The organism is Pararhodobacter marinus, assembly GCF_003122215.1.
Lineage (GTDB): Bacteria > Pseudomonadota > Alphaproteobacteria > Rhodobacterales > Rhodobacteraceae > Pararhodobacter > Pararhodobacter marinus.
This window is the reverse complement of the sequence record NZ_QEYD01000018.1, coordinates 49,033-70,411: the sequence shown is the minus strand read 5'-3', so window position 1 is coordinate 70,411 and position 21,379 is coordinate 49,033. Positions and strand designations below refer to the sequence as shown.

17 protein-coding genes are annotated in these 21,379 nt (G+C 68.7%); 6 read left to right on the top strand and 11 right to left on the bottom strand.

Features of this window, described 5'->3' with window-relative positions:
* Positions 1–336 precede the first annotated feature (336 nt).
* From C4N9_RS21285 to polA, 5 genes are all read right to left on the bottom strand, one after another.
* Complete coding sequence (locus C4N9_RS21285; protein WP_109535360.1) at positions 337–1,056, bottom strand: hypothetical protein; 720 nt, start codon at positions 1,054–1,056, stop codon at positions 337–339.
* A gap of 99 nt (positions 1,057–1,155) precedes the next feature.
* On the bottom strand, positions 1,156–3,492 hold the full coding sequence (gene parC, locus C4N9_RS21280; protein WP_109535359.1) for a DNA topoisomerase IV subunit A: 2,337 nt from the start codon (positions 3,490–3,492) through the stop codon (positions 1,156–1,158).
* Positions 3,493–3,781: 289 nt separating this feature from the next.
* Positions 3,782–4,135: an MmcQ/YjbR family DNA-binding protein gene (locus tag C4N9_RS21275; protein ID WP_168192315.1), complete on the bottom strand. Its 354-nt coding sequence runs from the start codon at positions 4,133–4,135 to the stop codon at positions 3,782–3,784.
* Between the two features lie 89 nt (positions 4,136–4,224).
* Positions 4,225–4,806 carry a pseudouridine synthase gene (locus tag C4N9_RS21270; protein ID WP_109535357.1) on the bottom strand — a complete coding sequence of 194 codons (582 nt, stop codon included), beginning with the start codon at positions 4,804–4,806 and terminating at the stop codon, positions 4,225–4,227.
* A gap of 10 nt (positions 4,807–4,816) precedes the next feature.
* On the bottom strand, positions 4,817–7,630 hold the full coding sequence (polA, locus tag C4N9_RS21265; RefSeq protein WP_109535356.1) for a DNA polymerase I: 2,814 nt from the start codon (positions 7,628–7,630) through the stop codon (positions 4,817–4,819).
* A 319-nt stretch (positions 7,631–7,949) separates the two neighbouring features.
* On the opposite strand from polA, the gene C4N9_RS22405 reads away from it, so the two are divergent.
* Complete coding sequence (locus C4N9_RS22405; protein WP_281260155.1) at positions 7,950–8,078, top strand: hypothetical protein; 129 nt, start codon at positions 7,950–7,952, stop codon at positions 8,076–8,078.
* Positions 8,079–8,175: 97 nt separating this feature from the next.
* Here the strand turns inward: C4N9_RS22405 and C4N9_RS21260 are convergent, their stop codons facing one another.
* From C4N9_RS21260 to C4N9_RS21250, 3 genes are all read right to left on the bottom strand, one after another.
* Positions 8,176–9,120 carry a zinc-dependent alcohol dehydrogenase family protein gene (locus tag C4N9_RS21260; protein ID WP_109535355.1) on the bottom strand — a complete coding sequence of 315 codons (945 nt, stop codon included), beginning with the start codon at positions 9,118–9,120 and terminating at the stop codon, positions 8,176–8,178.
* Between the two features lie 66 nt (positions 9,121–9,186).
* Entirely contained in the window at positions 9,187–10,113 is a 927-nt protein-coding gene (locus C4N9_RS21255) for a pirin family protein (protein WP_109535354.1), read from the bottom strand.
* A gap of 121 nt (positions 10,114–10,234) precedes the next feature.
* Positions 10,235–10,438, bottom strand: coding sequence for a zinc-finger domain-containing protein (locus tag C4N9_RS21250; RefSeq protein ID WP_109535353.1), 204 nt, complete (start codon positions 10,436–10,438; stop codon positions 10,235–10,237).
* A 103-nt stretch (positions 10,439–10,541) separates the two neighbouring features.
* Here C4N9_RS21250 and C4N9_RS21245 point away from each other — a divergent pair, with 103 nt between their 5' ends.
* Positions 10,542–11,486: an ABC transporter ATP-binding protein gene (locus C4N9_RS21245; protein WP_109535352.1), complete on the top strand. Its 945-nt coding sequence runs from the start codon at positions 10,542–10,544 to the stop codon at positions 11,484–11,486.
* Positions 11,487–11,489: 3 nt separating this feature from the next.
* Here the strand turns inward: C4N9_RS21245 and C4N9_RS21240 are convergent, their stop codons facing one another.
* Both C4N9_RS21240 and C4N9_RS21235 read right to left on the bottom strand, forming a co-directional pair.
* On the bottom strand, positions 11,490–12,626 hold the full coding sequence (locus tag C4N9_RS21240; RefSeq protein ID WP_245902655.1) for an MFS transporter: 1,137 nt from the start codon (positions 12,624–12,626) through the stop codon (positions 11,490–11,492).
* A 238-nt stretch (positions 12,627–12,864) separates the two neighbouring features.
* Positions 12,865–13,455, bottom strand: a complete 591-nt coding sequence (locus C4N9_RS21235) for a DUF1285 domain-containing protein (RefSeq protein ID WP_109535351.1) — start codon at positions 13,453–13,455, stop codon at positions 12,865–12,867.
* An 84-nt stretch (positions 13,456–13,539) separates the two neighbouring features.
* Between C4N9_RS21235 and C4N9_RS21230 the strand changes: the two genes are divergently transcribed.
* From C4N9_RS21230 to C4N9_RS21215, 4 genes are read left to right on the top strand one after another with little or no spacing between them, the layout of a single operon-like run.
* A complete protein-coding gene (locus tag C4N9_RS21230; protein ID WP_109535350.1) occupies positions 13,540–14,544 on the top strand; it encodes an AAA family ATPase in 1,005 nt (334 codons plus the stop codon).
* Entirely contained in the window at positions 14,541–15,437 is an 897-nt protein-coding gene (locus C4N9_RS21225; RefSeq protein ID WP_109535349.1) for a DUF58 domain-containing protein, read from the top strand. The genes C4N9_RS21230 and C4N9_RS21225 overlap by 4 nt, the downstream gene beginning before the upstream one ends.
* Positions 15,434–18,202 carry a DUF4159 domain-containing protein gene (locus tag C4N9_RS21220; protein ID WP_109535348.1) on the top strand — a complete coding sequence of 923 codons (2,769 nt, stop codon included), beginning with the start codon at positions 15,434–15,436 and terminating at the stop codon, positions 18,200–18,202. Before C4N9_RS21225 ends, C4N9_RS21220 begins: the two co-directional genes overlap by 4 nt.
* Positions 18,199–20,271: a hypothetical protein gene (locus C4N9_RS21215; protein WP_109535347.1), complete on the top strand. Its 2,073-nt coding sequence runs from the start codon at positions 18,199–18,201 to the stop codon at positions 20,269–20,271. Before C4N9_RS21220 ends, C4N9_RS21215 begins: the two co-directional genes overlap by 4 nt.
* Positions 20,272–20,412: 141 nt before the next feature.
* On the opposite strand, the gene C4N9_RS21210 is transcribed toward C4N9_RS21215, so the two are convergent.
* Entirely contained in the window at positions 20,413–21,207 is a 795-nt protein-coding gene (locus tag C4N9_RS21210; protein ID WP_245902654.1) for an NAD kinase, read from the bottom strand.
* Between the last annotated feature and the right edge of the window lie 172 nt (positions 21,208–21,379).

Below are 21,379 nucleotides of genomic sequence, written 5' to 3'. Positions count from 1 at the left end.
CCGTGGTCAACGTGGCCGATCGTGCCGATGTTAACGTGCGGTTTCGTCCGTTCAAACTTTGCCTTCGCCATGATGGCTTCTCCTCGAGTCGTGGTCGGCGCGGCGGGGGAAACCCGCCCATTTCAGTATCGAGCGCGGCGGGGAAACCCCCGCGTTGGCATGCCGCGTCGCGCGCGTCGTAATGGTGGAATCGGGAAAAATCAAGCGCATTGGCGCGCCCTTGCGGCAGAAACGCCACGGCAGGCAAAGCCCGCGCCGCAAGGCCCGGACAGGCAGCGCGGCACGCTGCCCGGGCGGCGTGTGACAGGGCGGTTGGCATGCGCGGCCGTGCGCCGCTCAGAGCCGTCCGCAGCTATTGGCCGGACGCGCCGCAGCATCGCCGGTTGCGCCATCGGCGGCGGCCAATGCGACGCCGGTCCCCGGCGGGGCCACGGGCGCCCCCGGTTCGAGATCGGCTGCCGGGTCGGCAGCCATCGCCCCGGTTGCGTCGGCGGTTGCGCCGGCGTCGTGCTCGAACCATTCGGGATGCTGAACCAGCCAGTCTTCGATGCTGCGCGCGGCGTTCTGCGACAGCATGTCCATCTGTTCCTCGATCCCCATCGTCAGGCCCGATCCCACCACCGCCGAGGCGCCTGCGCTTTCCAGCACGGTCAGCTGTTCGGGTTCCTCGTTCAGCGGGCGGCCCAGCTGGTCGTCCCAGACATTGGCCGACAGGATCAGCGCCGAGCGCGGCGAGGCGACAAGCGGGATGCCCGGCACGGCCAGCACATAGGCATCCAGATGCAGCGCGATGTGATAGAGCCGGTCGCCCTCGTAGCGGCCGAAACGCCGCTCGACCTCGTCGCGGATCCGGTCGGCGAAGACCTCGACATCGGCTTCGCGCGACAGCGGGCCGCGCACGGCGTCATTGGTGGTGACGATGTTGTAGCACAGCCGGAAATCGCCCAGCTCGGCCCGGGTGGCCCCCAGATTGGCGCCGCTGGCCGAACAGGCGGCCAGCAGGCCCGCCACGCCGAGCGGGGCCAGGATCTTCAGAAGCGTGCGCGTCAAAGCCATACTGGGTCCTCTCCGGTTTCGGGGATTCGGATACCGGAAAGGGCCCGGCATGGCAACGCCGCGCCCCCGGGGCCGCAAAGCCGGGGCGCGGGGTGTGGTTCACGAGAAACGGTTGTCGCGGGGGAAGCCGCGCGGCGCCATCCGCCCGGCGGCGGCGCGCTTGGCCAGCCATTCGGTCAGATCGGGCTCGTGCCGTGTGCGCCCGGCCGGGTCCTTCCAGGACAGGCCCTCCGCCAGCGTCAGCGTGGTCAGGTCGGACAGGCCGCCATCCTTGAACTTCTGCAACCGCACGCCCTTGCCGCGTCCCATCTCGGGCAGTTCCGACAGCGGGAAGACCAGCATCTTGCGGTTCTCGCCCACCGTGGCGACGTGATCGCCGGTGACCGTGCGGCAGACCAGCGCGCGCGCGCCGTCGCGCAGGTTGAGCACCTGCTTGCCCGAGCGGGTCTGTGCCAGCAACTCGTCGCCGGGCACGATGAAGCCGTCGCCATCCGACGAGGCGACGATCATCCGCGTGCCGGGGCGATGCACGAACAGGTCAAGGATCTGCGCCTCGTTGGGCAGGTCGACCATCAGCCGCACCGGCTCGCCCATGCCGCGCCCGCCGGGCAGGTTGGCGCCCAGAAGCGTGTAGAACCGCCCGTTCGAACCGAAGACCAGCACCTTGTCGGTGGTCTCGGCATGGAGCGCGAAGGCGCCCTCGTCGCCATCCTTGAACTTGAACTCGGTATCCAGCGCGACATGGCCCTTCATCGCCCGGATCCAGCCCATTTTCGAGCAGACGACGGTGATCGGCTCGCGCTCGATCATCGCTTCGGGCGCCAGAACCTCGACCTCGCCCGCCTCGGCAAAGGTCGAGCGGCGCGCGCCCAGACGGGTGCCCATGCCGAACTGGTCGCGGACTTTCTCCAGCTCCTGCGCGATGCGGGTCCATTGCAGGCTTTCGCTGTCGAGCAGGTCCTGCAGGCCCTCGCGCTCGCGCATCAGCTCGTCACGCTCGCGCCGCAGCTCCATCTCTTCGAGCCGCCGCAAGCTGCGCAGGCGCATGTTGAGGATGGCTTCGGCCTGAACCTCGGTCAGCTCGCCCTCCGAGGGGGGCGGGGTGAGATAATCCTCTTCCGTCATCGCCCGCTTGAAGGTGCGGTCCCATTCCTCGCGCATCAGCGCGGCCTTGGGGTCCTCGTCATAGCGGATGATGTCGATCACCCGATCGAGATTGAGGAAGGCGATGATGAAGCCTTCGAGCACTTCGAGCCGGTGGTCGATCTTGTCCAGCCGGTGCTGCGAGCGGCGCTGCAGCACCTCGCGCCGGTGATCGAGAAAGGCGCGCAGCACGTCCTTCAGGCTGCAGACCCTGGGCGTGCGTCCGTCGATCAGGACGTTCATGTTGAGCGAGAACCGGATCTCCAGATCTGACACGCGCATCAGCATGCCCATCATCTGCTCGGCATCGACATTCTTCGAGCGCGGCTCGAGCACGATGCGCACATCGTCGGCGGATTCGTCGCGCACATCGGCCAGCAGCGGGACCTTCTTCAGCTGGATGACCTCGGCCAGCTTCTCGATCAGCTTGGATTTCTGAACCTGGTAGGGGATCTCGGTGACGACCACCTGCCAGGTGCCGCGGCCCAGATCCTCGATGTTCCAGCGCGCGCGCAGCCGGAAGGCGCCGCGCCCGGTGCGATAGGTCTCCAGGATCGACTCGCGCGGCTCGACGATGATGCCGCCGGTGGGGAAATCGGGGCCGGGGATCAGCTCGACCAGCGCCTCGTCGCTCAGGCCGGGATCGCGGATCATCGCCTGGCAGCCCGAGACGAGTTCATCGAGGTTATGCGGCGGGATATTGGTCGCCATCCCCACGGCGATGCCGCTGGCACCGTTGGCCAACAGATTGGGGAAGGCGGCGGGCAGGACGACGGGCTCGGTCAGCGTGCCGTCGTAATTGTCGCGGAAATCGACGGCGTTCTCGGTCAGGCCGTCCATCAGCGCCTCGGCGGCGGCCGTGAGCCGGGCCTCGGTGTATCGGCTGGCGGCCGGGTTGTCGCCGTCGATATTGCCGAAATTGCCCTGGCCGTCGACCAGCGGGTAGCGGACGTTGAAATCCTGCGCCAGGCGCGCCATCGCGTCGTAGATCGCGGCATCGCCATGCGGATGATAGTTGCCCATCACGTCGCCCGAGATCTTCGACGATTTGCGGAAACGGCTGTCGGGGCCCAGCCGCAGCTCGCGCATCGCATAGAGGATGCGCCGATGGACGGGTTTCATCCCGTCGCGCGCATCGGGCAGCGCGCGGTGCATGATGGTCGAGAGCGCGTATTGCAGATAGCGTTCGCCCAGCGCGCGGCGCAGGGGTTCGGCCAGCGGCGCATCGAGCGGCGCGTCGATCGGCGTCTCTTCGGGTTTGTCGTTGGGTTCGTCGGTGGGCTCGTCGGTCATGCCGTGCTTCTAGCGCAGAGCACGGTCGGTCGGAAAGCGGGAAAAGGGCGACCGAAGCGCGCTCCACCCGCCCACCCCCGCGCGCATCGGCCGCCCCGGGGCGTCCGCGGGGCGCCCCTGCCGGGTGATGCGGTGGCGGAAAGGTCGATTGAGTATTTGAGGCAAAGTGAAAGGACAGGGCGCGCGCGCCAGCCTTCGCTGCATCTTTGTTCCGGAAATATCCCGGGGGTGAGCCCGCAGGGCGAGGGGGCAGCGCCCCCTCTGCGCCGCCGGGTCAGGCGCGAGAGGGTCAGGCGCGGCCGGCATCCCAGTCTTTCAGCCAGCGTTTCGGGGCCATCTCGCGCCAGCGGCGGGTCAGGCGGGGGCCGGCCCAGTCGGGGTCGATATGGCCGGCCCTGACGAGGATGAATTTATGCGCGGCATAATGCGGATGCAGGGTGAAGGTCTGCGGATCGGCGGCGAGCAGCATCTCGCGTTCGTCGAAATCGCAGGGAAAGACGGCGGCGTCTTCGTAGGGCGACCACCAGACCCACATCTTGCCATGCGCGCGCAGGCAGGGGCGGCCCCAGCCGGTCGAGTCCTCGACTTTCGGCAGGCCGAGCGAGAGCGCGAAGGCGCGCAGGGCATCGTAATCGGCGATCATCAGGGCAGTGTGCCCGGTCCGCATGGGAAAGCAAGCGTTTCAGCGGGCGTGAACCCGGCGGCGCTGGCCCGGTCCCGGAGCGGACGCGATCAGGGGGTCAGGTCGCGCCATTCGCCCGGCGCGAGCGAACCGATGTCGTAGGCGCCGATCCGGCGGCGCACGAGGCGCAGGACGGGCAGGCCGACATGGGCGCACATGCGCCGGACCTGGCGGTTGCGGCCCTCGGTGATCGTCAGTTCGATCCAGCCATCGGGCACGGATTTGCGAAACCGGACCGGCGGGTCGCGGGGCCAGAGCCAGTCGGGTTCGGGGATCATGCGGGCCTCGGCCGGGCGGGTCGGGCCGTCATTGAGGGTGACACCGTCGCGCAGGGTCTTCAGCGCGTCTTCGGTTATCGCGCCTTCGACCTGAACGGCGTAAGTCTTGGGCATCTTGTCCTTGGGGTCGGTGATCCGGGCCTGCAGGATACCGTCATTGGTCAGCAGCAAGAGCCCCTCGCTGTCGCGGTCGAGCCGGCCGGCCGGATAGAGGCCCGGCAGGTCGACGAAGCGTTTCAGCCCCGGCCAGTGGCCATCGTCGGTGAACTGGCTGAGCACGTTCATCGGCTTGTTCAGCGCGACAAGGCGCGTGGGTCCCCTGGGCGCGCGGGGACGGGGGCGGGGGCGGCTCATGGCGCCCCGCTCAATGCGCCTGCGCCCAGTTGTCGCCGACGCCGGCATCGACGATCAGCGGCACGTCGATCTCGACCGCCGGTTCATGCGCGCCCTCCATCACCGCCTTGACGCGGGCGATGGTGTCGTCGACGGCGCTTTCCTCGACCTCGAAGACCAGTTCGTCATGCACCTGCAGCAGCATTTTCGCGGGCAGGCCCTCGATCGCCTGCGGGATGCGGGTCATGGCGCGGCGGATGATGTCGGCGGCGGTGCCCTGAATGGGCGCGTTGATCGCGCCGCGCCGCGCGAAGCCTGCGCCCGGACCCTTGGCGTTGATCTCGGGCGTGTGGATGCGGCGGCCGAACAGGGTTTCGACATAGGCATGCGCCTTGGCGAACTCGATGGTCTTGTCCATGTAGTCGCGGATGCCGGGGAAGCGTTCGAAATAGGTGTCGATGAAGGCCTGTGCCTCGGCCCGCGGGATGCGCAGGTTGCGTGCCAGGCCGAAGCCGGAAATGCCGTAGATGACGCCGAAATTGATCGCCTTGGCCTGACGGCGGACCTCGGGCGTCATCTGGTCCAGCGGCACGCCGAACATCTCGGACGCGGTCATCGCGTGGATGTCGTGACCGTCGCGGAAAGCCTGTTTCAGCGCCGGGATATCGGCGATATGGGCGAGGATGCGCAGCTCGATCTGGCTGTAATCGAGGCTGACCAGCTTGTGGCCCTCGCTCGCCACGAAGGCCTCGCGGATGCGGCGCCCTTCCTCGGTGCGGATCGGGATGTTCTGCAGGTTGGGATCGGTCGAGGCCAGTCGCCCGGTATTGGCGCCGGTCTGCTGATACGAGGTGTGGACGCGCCCGGTCTCGGGGTTGATGTGATCCTGCAGCGCGTCGGTATAGGTCGATTTCAGCTTGGACAATTGCCGCCAGTCCAGCACGCGACCGGGCAGTTCGTGTTCGGTTGCGAGATCCTCGAGGATATCGGCACCCGTCGAATAGGCGCCGGTCTTGCCCTTCTTGCCGCCCTGCAGGCCCAGCTTGTCGAACAGCACCTCGCCCAGTTGCTTGGGCGAGCCCACGTTGAAGGTCTCGCCCGCCAGGTCGTGGATCTCGGCTTCCAGCCCGGCCATTTTCTGCGCGAAGGCCGAGGACATGCGGCTCAGCGTCTGGCGGTCGACGCGGATGCCGTGCATCTCCATCTGGGCCAGCACCGGCACCAGAGGGCGTTCGAGCGTCTCGTAGACATTGGTCACGCGTTCGCGGTGCAGGCGCGGGCGCAGCGATTGCCACAGCCGCAGGGTGATATCGGCGTCTTCGGCGGCGTATTTCGTCGCGTCCTCGATCCCGACCTTGTCGAAGGTGCGCGCCGTTTTTCCCGAGCCCAGCAGCGGTTTGATCGGGATGGGCTTGTGGTTGAGATAGGTCTCGGACAGCTCGTCCATGCCGTGATTGTGCAGCCCCGAGAACATGGCGTAGCTCATCAGCATCGTGTCGTCGAACGGCGCGACATTGATGCCCCGGCGCGCGAAGATCTTGGCGTCGTACTTGATGTTCTGACCGATCTTCAGGATCGACGCGTCTTCCAGCATCGGCTTGAGCGCTGCCAGCGCCTGTTCCGGGTCGATCTGACCGTCCAGCCGGTTGGCCGAGCCGAACAGGTCGTCCGCGCCTTGGACATGGTTGAGCGGGATGTAGCAGGCCTCGCCCGGCGTGACCGACAGCGAGATGCCCACCAGCTCGGCGCGCATTTCGTCGAGCGATGTCGTCTCGGTATCGACGGCCACGAAGCCCTTGTCCATGATCCGCGCGATCCAGACGCTGAGCGCGTTCATGTCGCGCACGCATTCGTACTTGTCGGCATCGAAGGGGGGGTGTTCGATCTCGGCCGGGGCGGCGGCTTTCTCGGCCTTGGGCGCGGCGCTGGCGGGTTCCGCGATGGCCGGGGCCTCGACGCCCAGTTTCTCGGAGATCCGGCGGGTCAGGGTGCGGAATTCCATCTTGGCCAGGAAGTCGAGCAGGGCCTCGCTTTCGGGCGTCCTGCATTCGAGCGAGTCGAGCGTGTCCTCGACCGGCACGTCGCGGCTCAGCGTCACCAGCCTGCGCGAGATACGGATCTGTTCGGCGTGTTCGATCAGCGTCTGGCGACGCTTGGGCTGCTTGATTTCCTCGGCCCGGGCCAGAAGCGTGTCCAGATCGCCATATTCGTTGATCAGAAGCGCGGCGGTCTTCAGCCCGATACCGGGCGCGCCGGGGACGTTGTCGACGGAATCCCCCGCAAGCGACTGCACGTCGACCACGCGGTCGGGACCGACGCCGAATTTCTCGAAGACCTCGGCCTCGGCCAGGGTCTTGCTTTTCATCGGGTCCCACATGTCGACGCCGGGGCCGACCAGCTGCATCAGGTCCTTGTCCGACGACACGATGGTCGCGCTGCCGCCCGCTTCGGTGGCAAGCCGGGCATAGGTGGCGATGATGTCGTCGGCCTCGAAGCCTTCCATCTCGATGCACGAGACGTTGAAGGCACGGGTGGCTTCGCGCGTCAGCGGGAATTGCGGGCGCAGATCCTCGGGCAGTTCGGGGCGGTTGGCCTTGTAGAGGTCGTAGATCTCGTTGCGGAAGGTGATCGACGAGGCGTCGAAGATCACCGCGATATGCGTGGGTTTCGACTTGTTCGTCGTTCCGCCCGAAATCTCGTTCCACAACAGGTTGCAAAAGCCCTGCACGGCACCGACTGGCAGGCCGTCGGACTTGCGCGTGAGCGGCGGCAGCGCGTGATAGGCGCGGAATATGAAGGCCGAGCCGTCGATGAGATGAAGGTGCGAGCCCTTGCCGAACGCCATGCCGTGCTCCTTGGTCGTCGTTGGCTCCTTGGTAGCCGTAGCAGGGCGGGGCGTCCAGCGGCAGGGCAGGGCCGGCGCGCGTTGCACAAAGATTCGGCCAGAAGGTTGAATTTGGTCACAGGGACTGCCATATAGGCCTTGCTCTCCGGGTTTGCCGCTGTTTTGCGGCTTTTCGGTCCTGACGGACCCCTGCGCCTTTTGCGCTGCCCCGGACCGCGTTTCCGCACGAGCCCCTCGTGTTTCGCGCCCGCCTGATGGCCGGTGACGCTGCGACCGGGTTTTGACTGCGGTGGATGACGACGATGAAAGGAGACCGACTATGCCGACCGATATCACGAATGAAGAACTCGAGCGCCGCATCGAAGAACTGAAGCAATCCGGCATGACGCTGGCTGCGAAAGCCCTGCAGCGCGAGCAGTCGTTCCGCGAGCGCAAGGCCGCGGCCTGAGCCTTCGGGTCAGGGATACCGGCGCGTTCCGACAACGGGCCGGATATGAAAAAACGGGCGGGGGGAAACCTCCGCCCGTTTTTCTGTGCGCAGTGGATCAGGTGAGATCCAGCAGCGGCTTGGGCGCGCCGGGTTCGCCCGCGGAGTGAAGCGCCGCGCGCCAGTCGGACAGGGCGAAGCGACGGCCTTCGGGCGGTGGGCTTTCGCGCAGGTCGTCCCAGATCGCCGCGAACGCTTTCTGCCAGTCGCGCGGGGTCAGCGCCGCCTGCGACTCGCGCAGGTGGAAGCGGTGATAGCCCGCGCGGGGTGGGGATTTCGGGCCGACAGGCAGGCCGGTCAGCAGCCCGTAGCCCACGAAGTCACTGCCCGGGCGCATCGCCTCCAGTATCGCGGTGGCGACCGGCCCGCCCAGCGCATCGAAGGTCACGTCCGCCTGTCGCGCGGCCTCGCGGATGGCGGGCAGGTCGTCCATAGCCAAAGGCTCGACGCCTTGCGCCAGAAGCGCGGCGCGGCGGGAGGGGCTGCGGTAGATACCCTGCACCGAGACCGCACCCTGCCTGAGTGCACCGCGCGCCAGCAGTGACGCGCAATGCGCGCCCGCGCCCGACAACAACACCCGGCGCCCGGAGACCGGCCATCGCGCCAGCAGATGCGCGGCGGCCATCGGGTTGATATAGGCACGGGCGGCGTCTTCGTCGGGAATGTCGTCGGGCACCGGCACCGCCCAGTCGGGCGCGCAGTCCAGAACCCGCCGCCATGTCCCGCCCGAGCGCAGCGGCAGGACCCGGCGGCCCCGCAGATATTCGTGCTCGGGTGGCGCCGCAATGACTCGGCCCACGCCTTCATAGCCGGCGATCTGGGGCAGGGTGATACGGTGCGCATAGGCCCCGGTGACGGGGATCAGGTCGGACGGGTTCACCGGCGCCAGCAGCATCGCCACGCGGATCCTTCCGTCAGGCTGCGGCGGCAGGTCGAGGGGTTCCAGCCTCAGCGCGTCGCCGGGTGGCCCGAAACGGCGATAGATCAGGGCAGGATTGCGCATTCCGCCTGTCTGGCGCGCCGGGGCAGGAGGCGCAAGCCCGGTCATGGAAACCGGGCCTGCCCTATCTCAGCGCCAGTTGCGGTCGGACTGGTCCTTGATGAAAGTGCCGTTGTTCAATTCCTTGAACGCCTGTTTCAGCTCGGCCTGAGAGTTCATCACGATGGGTCCGTGCCACGCCACCGGCTCCTTGATCGGCTTGCCCGACACCAGAAGGAAGCGGATCCCTTCCGGCCCGGCATTCACCACGATCTCGTCACCCGTGCCGAAGCGCACCAGCGTACGGTCGCCCGTCATGTCGCGCAGGTTCAGTTCCTGACCCTGAAACTCTTTCTCGACCAGCACCCCCTGGGGCCGCGAGGCATCGCGGAACGTGCCCTTGCCGGCGAAGACATAGGCGAAGGTGTTCAGATAGGTATCGACCGGCAGCACCTTGCGGGTGTTGGGCGGGACCGAGACATCCAGCATCAGCGGCTCGGCGGCGATGCCGTCCACGGGCCCGACCTTGCCCCAGAACTTGCCGGTGATGATGCGCACGGCGGTGCCGTCGTCATCGACAACCGTGTCGATATCCGAGCCCTTGATGTCCTGATAGCGCGGCGCGGTCATCTTCAGCCGGCGCGGCAGGTTCGCCCACAGCTGGAAACCATGCATCTGACCCTTGGCGTTCCCCTTGGGCATTTCCTGATGCAGGATCCCCGACCCGGCGGTCATCCACTGCACCGAGCCCGAGCCAAGACGCCCCTTGTTGCCCAGCGAATCGCTGTGCTCGACCGTGCCTTCCAGCACATAGGTGATCGTCTCGATCCCCCGATGCGGGTGCCACGGAAAGCCCTTGCGATACAACTCGGGCGAATCGTTGCGGAAATCGTCCAGCATCAGGAACGGGTCGCCCTCGGTCGGGTCGCCGAAACCGAAGGCGCGGTGCAGATGGACGCCGGCGCCCTCCATCGTGGGTTTGGCGCGGCTGGTCTTGGTCACGGGACGAAAGGACATGGCGGGGTTTCCCTTGCATAGCGGTTGCAGGGAATATCGGTGCTGTCAGGCGTCGCTTCCAGTGGTGCCTCTGTGCAGGGCGGCACAGAGGATGCGCAGGGCATGGCGGCCGGGGCCGGGGTCAGTGCCCGTGATCGGCCGCGTCGGGGTCCAGAACGTAGCGCGCGTCGCAATAGGGACAGTCGACCCAGCCGGTTTCATGCGGGATCGTCAGCCAGACGCGCGGGTGTCCCAGCGCGCCTTCGCCGCCATCGCAAGCCACGCGCCGCGCGGTCGCTTTATGGGTGGCCGGGGCGGCATGGGCGGGCTGCTGGGGAACGGACATCGCGCTTCCTTGGCTCTCTTCCTTGGGAGTATTCCTTGTCCAGGACGCATAATCGCCCTAGGTGATACGCCCCATCAATACGAATTTTCAGGGCGGGAGCAAGATGAGCCGCAACGCGATCGAAATCGAAGGTTTGCGCAAGGTTTACGCCGCAGGCAAACGCACCGCCGCGAAAGAGGCGCTCAAGGGCGTCGATCTGACCATCCCCGAAGGCTCGGTCTTCGGGCTGCTGGGGCCCAACGGGGCGGGCAAATCGACGATGATCAACATCATGGCCGGGCTTGTGCGCAAGACCTCGGGCAAGGTGCGGATCTGGGGCTTCGACCAGGACGAGAACCCGCGCCAGTCGCGCGCCGCGATCGGCGTGATGCCGCAGGAGTTGTCGGTCGACCCGTTCTTCACCCCGCGCGAATCGCTCGAAGTGCAGGCGGGCCTTTACGGCGTGCCGCCGAAAGAGCGCCGAACCGAGGAGATCCTCGAACTCATCGGCCTGACCGACAAGGCCGAGGCCTATGCGCGCACGCTTTCGGGCGGGATGCGGCGGCGGCTTCTACTGGGCAAGGCACTGGTCCACGCGCCGCAGATCCTGGTGCTGGACGAACCCACGGCGGGCGTCGATATCGAGCTGCGGCAGATGCTGTGGACCAATGTCCGCGAGCTGAACCGGCAGGGCATGACGATCATCCTGACCACGCATTACCTCGAAGAAGCGCAGGAAATGTGCGACGAGATCGCCATCATCGACCAGGGGTCGCTGATCATCCGCGACACGACCGAATCGATCCTGAAACGGATGGATGCGAAGACCCTCCTGGTGCGCACCGGGGCACCGCTGGGGCAGGTCTCGCTGCCCGAGGGCGTCAGCCGCGAAGACCGCGCCGACGGCTGGACCGCGTTCAGCTACAAGCGCTCGCATCTGGGCGCGGGCGCGATCCTGACCGCGCTGCAGGGGGCGGGGGCGGATGTCGTCGATGTCTCGACCGCCGAGCCGGATCTCGAAGACGCCTTCCTCGAGCTGACCTCGCATCACGGTCAGCCCGCGGGCTGAGACTCAGGTCGCGGGTTTCAGCGCCCCCGCCAGCGCGGTGATGCCCAGAGCCAGCAGCGCGATCAGCCAGAAGGCCGTGGTCAGCCCGGCCAGATGCGCGATGCCGCCGATCAGTGCCGGGCCCGCGACCATGCCGCCATAGCCCAGCGTGGCAACGCCGGCGATGGCGCGGCCCTGCGGCGTCTCGGGATCGTTCGCGGCGCGGCTGAAGGCCAGCGGCATCACCACCGAATAGCCCAGCCCCAGCAGCGCGAATCCCACCAGCCCGGCGGTCAGCGTCTGGCCCAGCAACGCCACGCAGAGCCCGGCAAAGGCCAGCAGTCCCGCAAGCCGCGCGGTCGTCACCGCGCCCAGCCGCGCAATGGCGTGATGCGCGCTCAGCCGCGCGGTGAACATCGCGACCGAATAGACGCCGTAACCCAGCGCCGCCTGCGCCTCGCTCGTGCGCGCCACGTCGATCAGGAAGACCGCCGACCAATCCGCCATCGCCCCCTCGCCGATCGAGGCGCAGAAGGCGGCAAGCCCGGCCAGGATCAGCGCCCCCGAGGGCAGCGCGAAACCGGGCCCCGCCGCTCCGCCGCGCCGCGATTCCCAGCCGATCCGCGCCAGCGCCAGCCCCAGCGCGCCGAAGACCAGCGCCACGGCCAGGAAATGCCCGCCCGGCGCCAGCCCCGCGCGCACCGCCACGACGCCCAGAAGCGCGCCGGTTCCCGCCCCCAGGCTCCACATCGCGTGAAAGGCCGACATCGCCGGGCGACGCAAGGCGCGCTCGACCTCGGCGCCCCAGCCGTTCATCGCCACGTCCATCGCCCCATGGCCCGCGCCGAACAGAACCAGCGCCCCGGCCAGCCACAAGGGCGAGGGCGCAAGCGTCAGAAGCGGCAGGGTCAACACATGGTAAAGCGCCAGCCACCGCGTCGCCCGCGCCGCGCCGATGGCATCGCTCAGCCGTCCCGCCAGCGGAAAGGACAGGATCGCCCCGCCCGCCAGGCACAGCAGCAACTGGCCCAAAAGCGCGGGTCCCAGATCGAATCGCTCGACGAAAGCGGGCACGCGCGCGGCCCAGCTTCCCAGCATCAGCCCGTTGACGAAAAACATGGCCGAGACGGCCAGACGCGCGCGTTGCGGCGAAGCGGTCATCCGACCCTCTCCTGAAAACCATGCGCCCGGGTCTGCACGACCGTTCCCCGCGCGGCAATCCCCCATCTTTGTTCCACAAATATCCTCGGGGGGATCCAAGGGGGGCAGACAGCCCCCCTTGGCGCAGGGAGCGCGAGGGGGCGCGCAGCCCCCTCGCCTTTGCCATCAGAAGGGGGGGGCGCGGAGCCCCCTCGCTTTTGCCATCAGCACAACGGCGCTCCGCCGCGCAAACCCGGCCTTACAGCTTGTCCGACGGAATCACCGGGAAGAACACGCCGCCCGACCAAAGGCCGAACCACGACACGCCCTCATGCGGGTGATGCACGCCCAGTTCGACCAGCCGGTAAAAGCTCTTGCGGTCGATCAGCGCCTCCAGCCCCGCGCGGATCATCACATAGGGCGAGGGCTCGCCCGTCTCGGGATCGCGCACAACCCGGATCGGGTGATCCGCCCCGGCTTCGGCATGATCGCCGACATTGGTCTCGAAGCGCAGGACCTGCGCCTCACCCTCGCCCCTGGCGGTGAAATCCACCGCGACGAAGGGCGCGTCCTCGACGGTGATGCCCACTTTCTCGACCGGGGTGACAAGGAAATATTTCCCGTCCTCCCGCTTCAGGATGGTCGAGAACAGCCGCACCAGCGCCGGGCGCCCGATGGGGGTGCCAAGGTAGAACCACGTCCCGTCGCGCGCGATGCGCATGTCCAGATCGCCGCAAAAGGGCGGGTCCCACAGGTGCACGGGCGGCAAACCGCCCTTTTTGCTGGCCTTTTGCGCCGAGGCAGCCAATCCCTCCGCGCTGGGTGTCACATTGTCTTGTGGCGCCGTCATTTTATCCAACTTGGTCTGGGCCTATCGCGTACCCTTCCATATAACTTGCCCAGTACGAAGGTCACGACCCGGAGGAATGTCCGCATGAGCGATACGTTGGTCCCTGCCATCGAGGCCCTTGGCGAACGCCTTGCTCAGGCGCGCGCGGCCATCGCCCCGCGCTTCATCGGTCAGGAGACGGTCGTGGACCTGTCGCTGACGGCGCTTCTGTCGGGCGGACACGCGCTTCTGGTGGGTCTGCCGGGGCTGGGCAAGACGCGGCTTGTCGATACGCTGGCCGTGGTGATGGGCCTGCAATCGAACCGCGTGCAGTTCACGCCCGACCTGATGCCCGCCGATATCCTGGGCTCCGAGGTTCTCGATACCGCCGAGGACGGGCGCCGCGCCTTCCGCTTCATCGAAGGGCCGGTCTTCTGCCAGCTTCTGATGGCCGACGAGATCAACCGCGCCTCGCCCCGGACCCAGTCGGCCCTTCTGCAGGCGATGCAGGAGCGCGAGGTCACGATTGCCGGTCAGCACCGCAAGCTGGGCGCGCCGTTCCACGTTCTGGCCACGCAGAACCCGATCGAGCAAGAGGGCACCTATCCGCTGCCCGAAGCGCAGCTCGACCGTTTCCTGGTGCAGATCGACGTCGAATATCCCGATCTCGATACCGAGCGCGCGATCCTGATGGCGACCACCGGGACCGAGGATGCCGCCGTCACCGAAATCTTCACCGCCGCCGAACTGATCGAGGCGCAGACGCTGATCCGCCGGATGCCGGTGGGCGACAGCGTGGTCGACACGATCCTTGCGCTGGTCCGCGCCTGCCGTCCGGGCACGCCCGAAGCAGATGCCTCGCTGGGCGACAGCCTCGCCTGGGGTCCGGGTCCGCGCGCGGCTCAGGCGCTGATGCTGGCGGTCCGCGCGCGGGCCCTGCTGCAGGGCCGCCTGGCCCCGTCGGCCGAGGATGTCGCCGCGCTGGCGCGTCCGGTGCTCATTCACCGGATGGCGCTGTCCTTTGCCGCCCGGGCGCGCGGCGAATCGCTGGGCGGCGTGATCGACCGGATCGCGGGCCGTGTCACCGGCACGCTCGAGGTGGCTGCGTGACACCACCCGCATCCCATGGCGGTGCAGATCTCAGGCGCTCGGGCGAGGCGCTGTCGGGCGGGTTGCCCCCGCTTCTGGTCGCCGCCGATCATCTGGCAAGCTCGGTCCTGCCCGGCGCGCATGGTCGCCGGCGTGCAGGCTCGGGGGCCGAGTTCTGGCAATTCCGCCCGCTGAGCCCCGGCGACGGGATCACCCGCATCGACTGGCGCCGCTCGGCGCGTGGCGATGATGTTTATCTGCGCGAAACCGAATGGCAGGCTGCGCGGGCCGTGAGCCTGTGGGTCGATAGCGGCGCCGCGATGAATTTCACGGGCGATGACGGGCGCGAGACCAAGTCGCGCCGCGCGCGTCTTCTGGCGATGGCGCTGGGTCTTGCCTTGCTGCGCGGCGGTGAGCGCGTGGGGCTGGCCGAGGCCGACATGCCCCCCCGCGCGGGCCGCGCGCAGGCCAATGCGCTGGCCGTGGCCCTGGCCGAAGAGCCGGGCGCCGGGGCCGAGCATGGCGCCATCGACCTGCATACCGCGCCGACCGGCGGGCATGTGGTGATTTTCTCGGATTTTCTGGGCGCGCTCGACCCGATCGAGCAGGCGCTGGCGCTGGCTGCCGCGCGCACGATGCGCGGGATTCTGGTGCAGGTGCTGGACCCGGTGGAAGAGGGCTTTCCCTTCGACGGTCGCACCCGGTTTGAAAGCATGTCGGGGCATATGGCTTTCGAGACATTGCGCGCGGGCGACCTGAAAGCCGCCTACCTGGAGCGGCTGGCGCAGCGCAAGGACCGCTTGCAGGCGCTGGCGCGGCAATCGGGCTGGCACGCGACGACGCTGCATACGGATCGCCCGGCCTCGGAAGGGCTGCTGTGGCTCTATCAGGCGCTGGGCGGAGGGCGGCGATGAACGCTCTGGGCTTCTCTGCGCCCGTGCTGCTCTGGGCGCTGCTGGCGCTGCCGATCCTGTGGTGGCTTCTGCGCGCCGTGCCGCCCGCGCCAGTGCGTCGCCGCTTTCCCGGCATCGCGCTGCTGCTGGGTCTGAAGGACCGCGATCCCGAAAGCCAGCGGACGCCGTGGTGGCTGCTGCTGATCCGCATCGCCGCGCTGGGCGCGCTGATCGTGGCGCTGGCGGGGCCGGTGCTGAACCCGACCCGCGCCTTGCCGGGGCAGGGGCCGCTGGTCGTGGTGATGGATGCCAGCTGGGCCAGCGCGCGCGACTGGCCGCGCCGGATCGAGCGGGCGACGCAGGCCCTGGACGAGGCGCAGCGCGCCGGGCGTCCGGTGGCGGTGGTCACGCTGACCGATCCGCCCGTGGGCGCGCTGGACTTCCGCGCGGCCGAGCATTGGCGCGAGCGTCTGCCCGGCGTGACGCCGCGTCCCTGGTCGCCGGAGGCGGACCTCCCCGACTGGGTGGCGGACCTGCCCGAGGGGGCCGAAACCCTGTGGTTCAGCGACGGTCTGGCCCGCGACGGGCGGGCCGCGCTGCTGGCTGCCTTGTCGCAGACCGGCCCGGTTCAGGTCTTCGAGCCCGAAACGCCGGTGATCGCGCTGGCCCCTGCGACCTTTGACGGCGAGGGCGTGCATGTCACCGCGCGCCGCACCGGCGGCCCGGCCCAGGCGCTGACGCTGCTGGCCGTGGGCCGCGACCCGGCGGGCGCGCAGCGCGACCTTGCCCGCGCGCCGCTGAGCTTCGAGGCGGGCGCGACCAGTGCCGAGGCCAGCTTCGACCTGCCGCCCGAATTGCGCAACCGCATCACCCGCTTCCAGGTCGAAGGGCTGCGCGGCGCGGGCGCGGTCAGCATCGCCGATGACAGCCTGCGCCGGCGCAAGGTGGGGCTGCTGGCGGTGCGCGAGGGGAATGAATCGCTCGCCCTGCTGTCGCCGCTGCATTACCTGCGCCAGGCGCTCGAACCGAGCGCCGATCTGATCGAAAGCGTGTCGATCGACGATCTTCTGCTCGCCGGGCCCGACGTGATCGTGCTGGCCGACATGCCCGCGATGACCGAGGGCGAAACGCGGGACCTGTCCGACTGGGTCGAGGATGGCGGCTTGCTGCTGCGTTTTGCCGGGCCGCGCATGGCGGGTGCCGGGGCCTCGGCCTCGGGCTTCGTTGCGCAGGCCGAGGACCCGCTTCTGCCGGTGCCGCTGCGCGCGGGCGGGCGCACGGTGGGCGGCGCGATGAGCTGGGGCGATCCGCGCACGCTGGCGCCCTTCGCCGATGAATCGCCCTTTGCCGGCCTGCCGATTCCCGCCGATGTCGGCATTCGGGCGCAGGTTCTGGCGCAGCCGGGCCCCGATCTGGCCGACCGCACCATCGCCGCGCTGGCAGATGGCACGCCGCTGGTCACGCGGGCGGCGCGGGGCGCGGGGCAGGTGGTGCTGTTCCACGTCACCGCCAATGCCGAATGGTCGAACCTGCCGTTGTCGGGGCTCTTCGTCGACATGCTGGACCGGCTGTCGGTCTCGACCCGGGGCACGGTGCCCGAGGCGGGCGAGCTGCAGGGCACAAGCTGGCAGCCCGAAGAGGTGATGGACGGCTTCGGCTTGCTGACGGATGCCGAGGATCGCGCCGCCATCGCGGGCGAGGATCTGGCGCCCGTCCTGCGCGGCGAGGCGCAGCCGGGCCCCGACATCCCGCCGGGTCTTTACGCCGGAACGGCGTTGCGGCTGGCGGTCAATGCGACCGGCGCGCAGACGCCGCTCAATGCCGCGCAATGGCCGGTCGGGACCAATCTGGAAACAGGGCTCGAGCGGCAGGAAGTGCCGCTGGCGGGCTATGTCTTCGCGCTGGCCGCGGTGGTCCTGATGCTCGATTCGCTGGCCACGCTGGCGCTGGGCGGGCGGCTTCTGCGCGCGGCGATGGTGGTTCTGGCGCTGGGCGTGATCGCCCCCCGCGCCGAGGCGCAGCCGGTCGATACCCGCATCCTGGAAGCGACCGAGGCGGTGGTCCTGGGCGCCGTCTCGTCGGGCGATCCGCAGGTCGACGATGTCGCGCTGGCCGGGCTGCGCGGGCTGTCGACGGCGCTGTACCTGCGCTCGTCGGTGGAACCCAGCCTGCCGATGGCGGTCGATATCGAAACCGACGAGTTGTCGGTCTTTCCCTTCCTCTACTGGCCGGTGACCGCCGAAAGCCCGCTGCCCTCGACCGAAGCCTATGCCCGGCTCAATGCCTATCTGCGCACCGGCGGCATGATCCTGTTCGACACGCGCGACGCCGAGCAGGCGCGCCTGACGGGCGGAACCACCGCGCAGGCCCGACGCCTGCAGCAGATCGCCGCCGGTCTGGATATTCCGCCGCTCGAACCCGTGCCCGACGACCATGTCCTGACCCGCACCTTCTATCTGCTCAGCGATTATCCCGGCCGCTATCAGGGCGGCACCGTCTGGGTCGAAGCGTCGCCCGCCGATGCCGAACAGGCCGAGGGCATGCCGTTTCGCAATCTCAATGACGGCGTGACGCCCGTTGTGATCGGCTCGAATGACTGGGCCTCGGCCTGGGCAGTGGATGACAGCGGCATGCCGCTTCTGCCGGTCGGGCGGGGGACCACGGGCGAGCGCCAGCGCGAGCTGGCGCTGCGCTTCGGCGTCAACCTGATCATGCATGTGCTGTCGGGGAACTACAAATCCGATCAGGTCCATGTTCCCGCATTGCTTGAAAGGCTTGGCCAATGACCGGCGCCTCGGTGGTTTTCGACCCGCTTCTGGGCTGGCTGCCGCTGGCCGTTCTGGCCGCGCTGGCGCTGGCCGTGACGCTTGTGTCGGTGCTGCGCGGGCTGGCGGGCTGGCCGTTCCGGTTTCTCGGCTTCGTGCTGATCCTCGCCGCGCTGGCCAATCCGTCGCTGCAAAGCGAAGACCGCCAGCCGCTGCCCGACATCGCGCTGATCCTGCGTGACGAGACCGGCTCGAACCGGCTGGCCGGGCGACCGGACCAGAGCGATGCGGCGGTCGACCAGCTCGGCGCCGAACTGGCGCGGCTGGGCGTCGAAGAGCGCGTGGTGTCCGTGCCCGATGCGCCCGACAATGGCGGCTCGACCCTGCACGGCGCTCTCGACGCCGCGCTGGCCGATCTGCCGCGCGACCGGCTGGCGGGGGTGTTCGTGGTGTCGGACGGTCTGGCGCAGGACGCGCTGCGCGCTCCGCCACAGGCGCCCGTTCACCTGCTGCAGACCGGCGAGCCGGGCGACTGGGACCGCCGCCTGATCGTGCGCAACGCGCCGGCCTATGGCATTCTGGGCGAAACCATGACCCTGACCCTGCGGATCGAGGACGAGGGCGACGTGCCCGAGGACATTCGGGGCCGCCCGGTCCAGGTGGGCTTTGCGCTGAACGGCGAAGACCTGCGCTATGCCACCGCGCCCGTGGGCGTGGACATGAATCTGGACCTGACGCTGGATCGGGGCGGCATGAACGTCCTGCGATTCGAGCTGCCCACCGGCGCGGGCGAGCTGACTGACCGCAACAATTCCGCCGTGGTCCAGATCAATGGCATCCGCGACCGGCTGCGCGTGCTTCTTGTCTCGGGTGAGCCGCATACCGGCCAGCGCACCTGGCGCAACCTGCTGAAATCCGATCCGTCCGTGGATCTCGTGCATTTCACCATCCTGCGCCCGCCGGATCGTCAGGACGGTGTGCCGGTCAACGAGCTTTCTCTCATCGCCTTCCCGACGCGCGAGCTTTTCGTCGAGAAGATCGACGAATTCGACCTCATCATCTTCGACCGCTACCGCCGCCGGGGGATCCTGCCGACCTCGTATTTCAGCAATATCCAGCGTTACGTGACCGAGGGGGGCGCGCTCTTGGTCGCGGGGGGGCCGGAACTGGCCTCGGCCGAAAGCATCTACCACTCGCCCCTGGGCCGCATCCTGCCCGCCGAACCCACCGCGCGGGTCTTCGAGCAGCCCTTCACGCCGCGCCTGTCGGATCTGGGCCAGCGCCACCCGGTCACCGCCGGGCTCGACGCCGATTTTCCGCCCGAGGCCGAGGGCGAGGCGCCCGGCTGGGGCCGCTGGCTGCGCCAGATCGAGCTGATCCCGGGCTCGGGCCAGGTGGTGATGGACGGCGCGGGCGACCGCCCGCTTCTGGTGCTCGACCGCGCGGGCGAGGGGCGGGTGGCGATGCTCGCCTCGGATCAGGCATGGCTGTGGGATCGCGGCTTCGAAGGGGGCGGTCCCCAGGCCGAATTGCTGCGCCGCCTCGCCCATTGGATGATGCGCGAGCCCGAACTGGAGGAAGAGGCGCTGGTGGCCGAGGCGCAGGGCCTGACCCTGCAGATCACCCGCCGCTCGCTCTCGGACGGGCCGCATTCGGTGACGATCACGCGCCCCGATGACAGCCGCGTCGAGATCCCGCTCGAAGAAACGGCGCCGGGTCGCTTCACCGCCGACTGGCAGGGTGACGAACCGGGGCTCTACCGGCTGCAATCGGCCGATCTCGACACCGTGGCCGTGCTGGGCACCGCCAATCCGCGCGAATACGAACGCGTCGTTGCTGATCCCGCGCCGCTCGGCGCGCTGATCGAGGCCACGCGCGGCGGTATTGCCCCGGTCGCCGCGGGTCTTCCCGCCTTGCGCGCGGTCGATGCCGGGCGGCAGGCCTTCGGGCGCGGCTGGCTGGGGATCACCCCGCGCAACGCCTACGTCACGACCGATCTGCGGCTCACGCCGATGCTGCCCGCCTGGGCGTGGCTCCTGCTGGGCGCCAGCTTCATCCTCGGCGCGTGGATCCGCGAGGCGCGGCGCTGAGCCTCGGGTCCCGGCGCCGCACCGTCTTTGTTCCGGAAATATCCTCAGGGGGTGCGGGGGCAGAATGCCCCCGCCGGGTCGCGCGAGGCGCCCGTGCCGAAGGCGCGGGGGACGAGGGCGAAACCCCTCCCCCGTGACAAATCAGAAGAACTGCTCGCGGATCAGCCGCTCTTCCAGCCCGTGACCGGGGTCGAACAGCAACCGATGGCGCACGCCCGGATCCGAGCGGATCTCGACCGAGACGACATCGCGCACCGATTGCCCGTCGCCCTCGGCCATGACCGGCCGCTTGGCGGGATCCAGCACCTCGAAGCGCACCTTCGCCGATTTCGGCAGCAGGGCGCCGCGCCAGCGGCGCGGGCGGAAGGCCGCGACCGGAGTCAGCGCCAGCACGTCGGCGCCGATCGGCAGGATCGGGCCATGGGCCGAATAATTGTACGCCGTGGACCCCGCCGGCGTCGCCACCAGCGCGCCGTCGCAGACGAGCTCTTCCATCCGCACCAGCCCGTCGATCGAGATCCGCAACCGCGCCGCCTGCGGTCCCGCGCGCAACAGCGAGACCTCGTTGATCGCCAGCGCCTCGTGCACCCGTCCCTGCGCGTCGGTGGCTTTCATCGACAGCGGGTTCAGCACGTTTTCCTGCGCCGCGGCCAGCCGTGCGGGCAGGTCCTCGGTATCGTAGCTGTTCATCAGAAAGCCCACGGTGCCGCGATTCATCCCGTAGACCGGCACGTCGCGATGCTGGGTCGCGTGCAGCGTCTCCAGCATGAACCCGTCGCCGCCCAGTGCCACGATGGCCCCGGCCTGCGCCAGCGGCGCATCGCCGTACAGCGCCACAAGTTCCGCGCGCGCCTGTTGCGCGGCATCGGTCTGGCTGGCCAGAAACACGATCGGCCCGCGCCGCGGCGTCTGCTGCCCGTCTTGCTGGTCCGCCACGCTGTTCTCCCACAGGCCCGCTTTCGTCAGGTTTCGCAAATGCGCGCCGGGCTCGCAATCGGAAAGGGCATTTCGCATCCGGCCCAGAATGCGGCGTTTTCATCGCTTTCCCGCGTCGCGGCCCTGCGATAAACAGCGCCAACCGCCATCGCCGCCACTGCCGGAGACGTCC